The organism is Aminobacter sp. P4_H6_2 (assembly GCF_056400805.1).
In genome coordinates, this window is the sequence record NZ_JBFUKO010000281.1 from 1 (window position 1) to 6998 (window position 6998).

At 59.5% G+C, this 6998-nt stretch carries 10 protein-coding genes; 4 read left to right on the top strand and 6 right to left on the bottom strand.

Features of this window, described 5'->3' with window-relative positions:
- Positions 1 to 433, top strand: a 433-nt coding sequence (locus tag AC1DUU_RS18960) for a TIR domain-containing protein (RefSeq protein WP_476784950.1), incomplete at its 5' end; no start/stop codon positions are given.
- A 409-nt stretch (positions 434 to 842) separates the two neighbouring features.
- On the opposite strand, the gene AC1DUU_RS18965 is transcribed toward AC1DUU_RS18960, so the two are convergent.
- A complete protein-coding gene (locus AC1DUU_RS18965; protein ID WP_476784951.1) occupies positions 843 to 1130 on the bottom strand; it encodes a GIY-YIG nuclease family protein in 288 nt (95 codons plus the stop codon).
- Positions 1131 to 1411: 281 nt separating this feature from the next.
- Here AC1DUU_RS18965 and AC1DUU_RS18970 point away from each other — a divergent pair, with 281 nt between their 5' ends.
- Positions 1412 to 2224 carry a methyltransferase domain-containing protein gene (locus AC1DUU_RS18970; RefSeq protein ID WP_476784952.1) on the top strand — a complete coding sequence of 271 codons (813 nt, stop codon included), beginning with the start codon at positions 1412 to 1414 and terminating at the stop codon, positions 2222 to 2224.
- Between the two features lie 31 nt (positions 2225 to 2255).
- Here the strand turns inward: AC1DUU_RS18970 and AC1DUU_RS18975 are convergent, their stop codons facing one another.
- The 5 genes from AC1DUU_RS18975 to AC1DUU_RS18995 form a co-directional block, all read right to left on the bottom strand.
- Positions 2256 to 2600 (bottom strand): cupin domain-containing protein, encoded by a 345-nt coding sequence (locus AC1DUU_RS18975; RefSeq protein ID WP_476784953.1) that lies wholly within the window; start codon positions 2598 to 2600, stop codon positions 2256 to 2258.
- A gap of 69 nt (positions 2601 to 2669) precedes the next feature.
- Positions 2670 to 3953 carry an O-acetylhomoserine aminocarboxypropyltransferase gene (locus AC1DUU_RS18980; RefSeq protein WP_476784954.1) on the bottom strand — a complete coding sequence of 428 codons (1284 nt, stop codon included), beginning with the start codon at positions 3951 to 3953 and terminating at the stop codon, positions 2670 to 2672.
- Between the two features lie 145 nt (positions 3954 to 4098).
- A complete protein-coding gene (locus AC1DUU_RS18985) occupies positions 4099 to 4620 on the bottom strand; it encodes a CoA-binding protein (RefSeq protein WP_476784955.1) in 522 nt (173 codons plus the stop codon).
- A 63-nt stretch (positions 4621 to 4683) separates the two neighbouring features.
- Positions 4684 to 5106 carry a VOC family protein gene (locus AC1DUU_RS18990; RefSeq protein ID WP_476784956.1) on the bottom strand — a complete coding sequence of 141 codons (423 nt, stop codon included), beginning with the start codon at positions 5104 to 5106 and terminating at the stop codon, positions 4684 to 4686.
- Between the two features lie 2 nt (positions 5107 to 5108).
- On the bottom strand, positions 5109 to 5930 hold the full coding sequence (locus AC1DUU_RS18995) for an enoyl-CoA hydratase (protein ID WP_476784957.1): 822 nt from the start codon (positions 5928 to 5930) through the stop codon (positions 5109 to 5111).
- A 156-nt stretch (positions 5931 to 6086) separates the two neighbouring features.
- Between AC1DUU_RS18995 and AC1DUU_RS19000 the strand changes: the two genes are divergently transcribed.
- Complete coding sequence (locus AC1DUU_RS19000) at positions 6087 to 6551, top strand: PaaI family thioesterase (RefSeq protein ID WP_476784958.1); 465 nt, start codon at positions 6087 to 6089, stop codon at positions 6549 to 6551.
- Positions 6552 to 6765: 214 nt separating this feature from the next.
- A partial coding sequence (rplM, locus tag AC1DUU_RS19005; RefSeq protein ID WP_476784959.1) for a 50S ribosomal protein L13 occupies positions 6766 to 6998 on the top strand: 233 nt, incomplete at its 3' end.

The window sequence follows — 6998 nt, forward strand, 5'->3', positions numbered from 1 at the left end:
CACTTCGACTCAGCGTGTCTTTCTGACACACGGGAAGAATATGAAGATACTGGAGCAGATAAAGGAGATTGTTCGCTACGGAAAATTCGAGCCCGTAATTTCCGTCGAACACGAGACAGTCTCCAAGCCTGTTCCAGAAAAGGTACTGGATGATATGCGCTCGTGCGACGCTGCTATTATTCACGTTGCGCAAGAAGGGGTTCTCGCAGACGTAGATGGCAAATTAGTCCCTCAAATTAACGGTAACGTGCTAATTGAAATTGGTGCTGCAATGGCCCTCTATAAAAGGAAATTTATCCTTTTGGTTGAGGAAGGAGTGAATCTTCCTTCAAATCTCCAGGGCCTTTACGAATGCCGATACTCCGGAGATAGCTTGGGCGGTTTTGCAACGATGAAGCTCTTGAAGGCTTTTAACGACTTCACCTCAGCTTGAGGGGTCTCAACGCCGCCCCACATATAGCTAGCATCCTCATCAATGCACGACGCAAGCAACTGCCCAGCGGTCAAGCCTAAGGATAACGAAGGCAGGTAGGTTCCCGGCAGATCGCGGAAACTGGCAATAGGCGGAAGGCGCTCCTTACATCGTCCGCGATTGACGCTAACGCCCCACGCCTTCGTCATCCTAGGGCGGAGCAGGAGCGCAGCGACCGTCGCGAAGACCCTAGGATCCATGCCGTGACATTACGGCAGTGCTCAAGCGGTCCGGAATGCTTGCTTTCCCCCGCATTCCTCACCCTCACGGCATGGATCCTCGGGTCAAGCCCGAGGATGACGAAAGCACCTTGGGAGCAGCCTCCAGCCATTGCCAAGAAGCGCACTATCGGCATCCGCCCAAGCCCCCCTCACCAGCCAAGTCCGCGAAACAGCTCGTACCATTCGGGATTGCTCTTCTCGATCAACTCGATCTTCCACTGACGTGGCCAGCGCTTCAGGGATTTCTCACGCTGGATGGCGTCGCGGATGTCGAAGTGCTCCTCATACCAGACGAGGCGATGCACGCCATATCGCGCGGTGAAGCCCGTGCCCTCGCCCGACTTGTGTTCCGGCAAACGACGGGCGAGGTCATTGGTCACGCCGATATAGATCGTGCCGCCCTTCTGGCTGGCGGTCATGTAAACGTAGCCGGTCACGGCGAGAGATTAGTTGCGGCAAAGTTGTACGCAAGCCTGGCTGCTTCCCTACACCGCCGCCAGGACATTCATTAGTTCCGCGCCGGTTCCTAGCTTCCACTAGAGCCGGTCTCAGCACGAAATTGCTGCCAGCGCGCACGGGTCGTTTCCAGCACTTCTGCATTTCATCAATCCCCGCTCCGGCATGCTCCGCTCCGATTGACCCTGCGGCAGCTCTGATGCAGATTGGCTGAGCTGCATTTTCGTTGCCTGACCTGCTGACAGGAGAAGGGCGTGCTTCGATGAAGCAAGACGATTATTTGCTGGGACGCGGCAAGGCCGAGGAAGCGAGACTCCGGCGACAGATTGCCAACCTCGCCCCTGACTCCGATGCACAATTCGAAAAGATCGGGATCAGGCAAGGCGAGCGTGTTGTCGACCTGGGATGCGGACCCGGAGGGGTGTTGCACCTATTGGGTAAACGCGTGGGTCCGACCGGCTCGGTTCTCCGGATCGAACGCAGCGCCCAATTTGTCGATATCGCGCGCCGATTTACGAACGAACTCGCGCTGCCTCAGGTCGAAGTGTGCGAGGGTGATGCCTACGAGACTGGACTGCCGCGCGCATCCTTTGATGGCGCGCATATGCGACTTGTTCTTGTCAATGTCCCCAAACCAGAGCTCATCGTCAAAGAGATGGTTGCTCTGGTGCGCCCGGGCGGTTGGGTGGCGAGCTTCGAGGCGGATTATCTCACGCATATCTGCGACCCGCCATCACCAGCCTGGACGCGGCTTCTTGAGGCATACTCCGCCTATTCGTCAGCGCAGGGAATTGACCTGTTCGTCGGTCGCCGCACCCATAGGCTGTTTCGCGACGCGGGCATCGCGAACATTACCGTGGACCCCGTCCTTCACACCTACCCTCCGGGTCACGACCGGCGGCCGATTCTTTGGGATTTCATCAACAATGTTCGAGACAAATTGACCGAAGGAGGATTTGTCGGGCGTGACGAACTCGAGACAGACATGGCTGCCCTCGACAAACACCTTTCAAATCCTGACGTGCTCGTCGTATCGCACCTCTTCTTCAGGCTGTCCGGCAGAGTCCCGAGTTAGCCACGGCACAAACGACTTTTTGCCGGCCACCTCAAAGCCGGATCACATATTCCTTGCGGGTCGTTTCAAGCACTTCCCAGCTTCCCTTAAAGCCGGGTCGCAGTACGAAACTGTCACCTGTGCGAACGGTGCGGGGCTCGCCGCCGTCTTCTGAGACGACCGAGACGCCTGACAGTATGTGGCAGAACTCCCACTCGTCATATTCGATGCGCCACTTGCCCGGCGTCGATTCCCAGATGCCGGCATAAAGCCCGCCGTCGGCCTCCTCGGCGTTCCAGGTCAGGAATTTTGGATCGCCTGAAATCAACCGGCCTTCGGCCGGCGCGCCTGATTCCGGCTCGATGCCGCTTACGTCGATGGTGAGAAATCTCGGCAAAATCCAGCTCCCAGACAGCAAAAGGCCCCGGCAACATAGCGCTGCCGGGGCCAAGTCTTGCACAGCCGGTCAGACCTTGGCCAGCGCCTGTTCGAGATCKGCGACGATGTCGCTGACGTCCTCGATGCCGACCGACAGACGCACCACATCCGGGCCCGCACCGGCGGCCACCTTCTGCTCGTCGGAAAGCTGGCGATGGGTGGTCGAGGCCGGGTGGATGACCAGCGACTTGGTGTCGCCGACATTGGCGAGATGCGAAAACAGCTCAAGCGCTTCGACGAACTTGACGCCGGCTTCGTAGCCGCCCTTGAGCCCGAAGGTGAAGACGGCACCCGCACCCTTCGGCGAGTATTTCTTCATCAGCGCGTGGTTCTTGTCGCTCTTGAGGCCGGGGTAAGAGACCCACTCGACCTTGGGATGGTCGGAAAGCCAGCCGGCGACGGTGAGTGCATTGTCGCAATGGCGCTGCATGCGCAGCGGCAGCGTTTCGAGACCGGTGAGGATGAGGAACGAGTTGAACGGCGAGATGGCCGGCCCAAGGTCGCGCAGGCCAAGCACGCGCGCGGCGATAGCGAAGGCGAAATTGCCAAAGGTCTCGTGCAGCACGACGCCGCCATATTCCGGCCGTGGCTCCGACAGCATCGGATACTTGCCCGACTTCGACCAATCGAAGGTGCCGCCATCGACAATGACRCCGCCGATCGAATTGCCATGGCCGCCGATGAACTTGGTCAGCGAATGAACGACGATATCAGCGCCATGCTCGATCGGGCGGATCAGATATGGGCTCGCCAGCGTGTTGTCGACGATCAGCGGCAGGCCGTGCTTGCGGGCGATATCGGCCACTTTTTCGATGTCGACGAAGGTGCCGCCGGGATTGGCCAGGCTCTCGATGAAGATCGCCTTGGTCTTGCCGTCGATCTGCTTGTCGAAGCTCGAGATGTCGTTGGTGTCGGCCCAGCGTGCTTCCCAGCCGAAGTTCTTGAAGGCATGGCYGAACTGGTTGATCGACCCGCCGTAAAGCCTGGTTGCGGCAACGAAATTGTCGCCGGGGCGCATCAGGTTGTGGAACACGAGCAACTGGGCCGCATGGCCCGACGCCGTGGCGAGTGCTGCGGTGCCGCCTTCAAGGGCAGCTATACGCTCTTCGAGCACCGCCTGCGTGGGGTTCATGATGCGGGTGTAGATGTTGCCGAAGGCCTTCAGCCCGAAAAGCGAGGCGGCATGATCAGCGTCGTCGAAGACATATGAAGTCGTCTGGTAGATCGGCGTGGCGCGGGCGCCGGTTGCCGGGTCGGGCTTGGCGCCGGCGTGGACCGCTAGCGTGTTGAAACCAGGAGCGCGCTGGGACATTTGATCCTCCAAGGGTATGTCAGTCGAATTCGGCGGCTATATTTGGCGGAGCCGCTGCCAGAAAGCAAAGACGAATATTCCTGGCCGCGCTGAAGTTGCAGCACGATTTTTCCAAGAGTTCGAGCGGGCGCGAAGGTTGCTGCGGCTATTTTGCGCGAATGCCGAAGCTCTGGAACCCTTCGCGCATCACCGGACGCTTCGCGGACAGCACGCCGGAATTGACGCCATTCCAGCCGATCTCGCCGGCAAGCCTGGCATATTCGATCTTGGGGCAGCGGTTCATGACGACCCGGATGCCGGCCGCCTCGGCGCGCGCGGCAGCCTCATCATCGCGCACGGTGAGCTGCGTCCAGATGACTTTGGGCAGCGGTTCGAGCTTGAGCACCTCATCGACGATGCCCGATACCGCAGCCGACGCCCGGAAGACATCGACCATGTCGAGAGTAGCGGGAATGTCGGCAAGGCGGGCATATGTCATGCGGCCAAGGATTTCCTTGCCGGCATGGCCAGGATTAACCGGGAAGACCTCATAACCCTTGTCGATCAGATACTTGGCGACGAAATAGCTCGGCCTGACGTCGTTGGCCGAGGCCCCGACCACGGCGATCGAGCGGACCGAATTCAAGATGTCGGCGATGTAGGCATTGTCATAGGCGTCGTGGTTCATGGCCGTCCTCGTTCGCCGGTTCCGAATACCGGTTTTCGGTGAACCACGCAAAGGCGTCGCGTTTCACGGCAACGAAATACTGCCGTCCTTGGCGAGCGGAAAATCGGGATTGTGCGCAACTTCCCACAAATGGCCCTCGGTGTCGGCGAAATAGCCGTACCAACCACCCCAGAAGGCGCGCTGTGCCGGCTTGACGATGCGCCCGCCCGCGCGCTCCGCATCGGCCAGGACTTCGTCCACCTCGGCCTCGGAACGCGTGTTGTAGGCCAGCGACACGCCTGAGAAGCCACCTTTTGTAGCTGCGATACCCGCGTCGACGGCAAGCTGGTCGCGCCCCCATAGGCCGAGCACCAACCCGCCCATCTGGAAAAACGCGACACCTTCGGTGATCGTCTTGTTTCGTTGAAGCCCCATGGCTTCGTAGAAGCGCACGGCGCGGTCGAGATTGTCGACCCCCAGGGTTACAAGAGAAATCCGCTGTTCCAAGCCTATTCCCCCTTCCACTCCGCTTCGCGCTTTTCAATGAAGGCGCCGATGCCTTCCTCGGCATCCCTTGCCAGCATGTTTTCGACCATCACCCGCGAGGCATGGTGATAGGCTTCCGCCAACCCCATCTCGGCCTGGGCGTAGAACGCCTCCTTGCCGATCTTCAGCGTCAATGGCGATTTTGAAACAATGGTTTGGACGTATTTGCCAACAATGTGATTCAGGTACTCCCGCGGTACGACGCGGTTGACCAGGCCGAAGTCGCGCGCTGTCGTGGCGTCGATCGCCTCGCCGGTCAGCAGCATCTCCATGGCCTGCTTGCGCGAGACGTTGCGYGACAAGGCGACCATCGGCGTCGAGCAGAACAGGCCGATGTTGACGCCTGGCGTGCAGAACGTGGACTGATCCGAAGCTATGGCGAGGTCGCAGCTGGCCACCAGTTGCAGCCCGGCTGCCGTGGCCAGACCATCGACTTCGGCGATCACCGGCTTGGGATGACGCACGATGGATTGCATCAGCGTCGAGCAGCGCTGCATGGTCAGCTCGAAGAAGGCGCGGCCGCGATCGGCATCGCTTCTGTGTGCCGTCATTTCCTTGAGATCATGTCCGGCGCAAAACACCTTGCCCGACGCCGCGAGCACGATCACCCGCACCGCCTTGTCGTCGCGCGCGCCGTCAAGTTGTGACTGAAGTACTGCCATCGTTTCGAGCGAAAGCGCATTGGCCGGCGGATTTGCGAGCGTCAGGCGCAATACGCCCGTCTCCAGCGTCGACCATACCGGTCCCTCCGGTTCGCTGCGCTTGATGGCGACGATTTCTGCCATATTGTCCCTCTTCGCGTTCGATGCGGCGAAAGAATCGCCTGCGTCGAAGCATAAGCGTATACGCGCAGCCTTGAACCTTAGTTCCCAACTATGTCTTGTTGGCGACAGATCAGACGCGGGAACCGGAACGCGGCTTGCGCAGGGGAAGACCAAACTATGCCGAAACAGAGTGGATTGAAGCCGCTGATGACCGCAGCCGCGGTCAACGATCTCCTCAGGGAGGTCTACCCGCAGCTCAACGAGCACTATGATTTCTATCAGGTGACCGAGGTGTTCCCGGGCGGCTGCACCGTGCGTCTCAACGCCGATGAGCGCCATCTCAGGCCGGGCGGCACGGTCTCCGGTCCGTCGCTTTTCACCCTTGCCGACATTGGCGGCTATGTCTGCGTGCTGAGCCACGCCGGGCCCGATGCGCTGTCGGTGACGACCAATCTCAACATCAACTTCATGCGCAAGGCCGAAGCCGGTCCGATCGACGGCCACTGCCGCATCCTCAAGCTTGGCAAGAGCCTGATGGTCTTCGTCATCGACATCGTTGCTGGCCCCGACCAGCAGACCGTAGCCCACGCAACAGGTACCTATTCAGTGCCGCCAAAGCGTCAACGCGATGCGGTAAAATAATACCTCTTGCACATCTCATTGTTTTCGTTGAGTTTTGCAGGATATCTGACCTGCCGCTTCGCTTGACGCGTCATTAACACTCACCTATAAGCCCATTCAAAGCAGCGGCCCGCATTGGGTCGCCGTTTTGTTATTGGCTAGGGCTTCGGCCTTTTGCCAATGAAAGCAACAAGAAACGCCTTCTCCGGAAGGTCCGAACCGAAAGCATATAACCATGACAACCTTTTCGCAGAAGCCTGCGGACGTGGTGAAGAAGTGGGTGCTGATCGACGCCGAAGGTCTCGTCGTCGGCCGTCTCGCCTCCATCGTCGCCAACATCCTCCGCGGCAAGAACAAGCCCACCTTCACGCCCCACGTCGACGACGGTGACAATGTCATCATCATCAACGCCGACAAGGTCGCGTTCACCGGCAAGAAGCTCACCGACAAGGTGTACTACTGGCACAC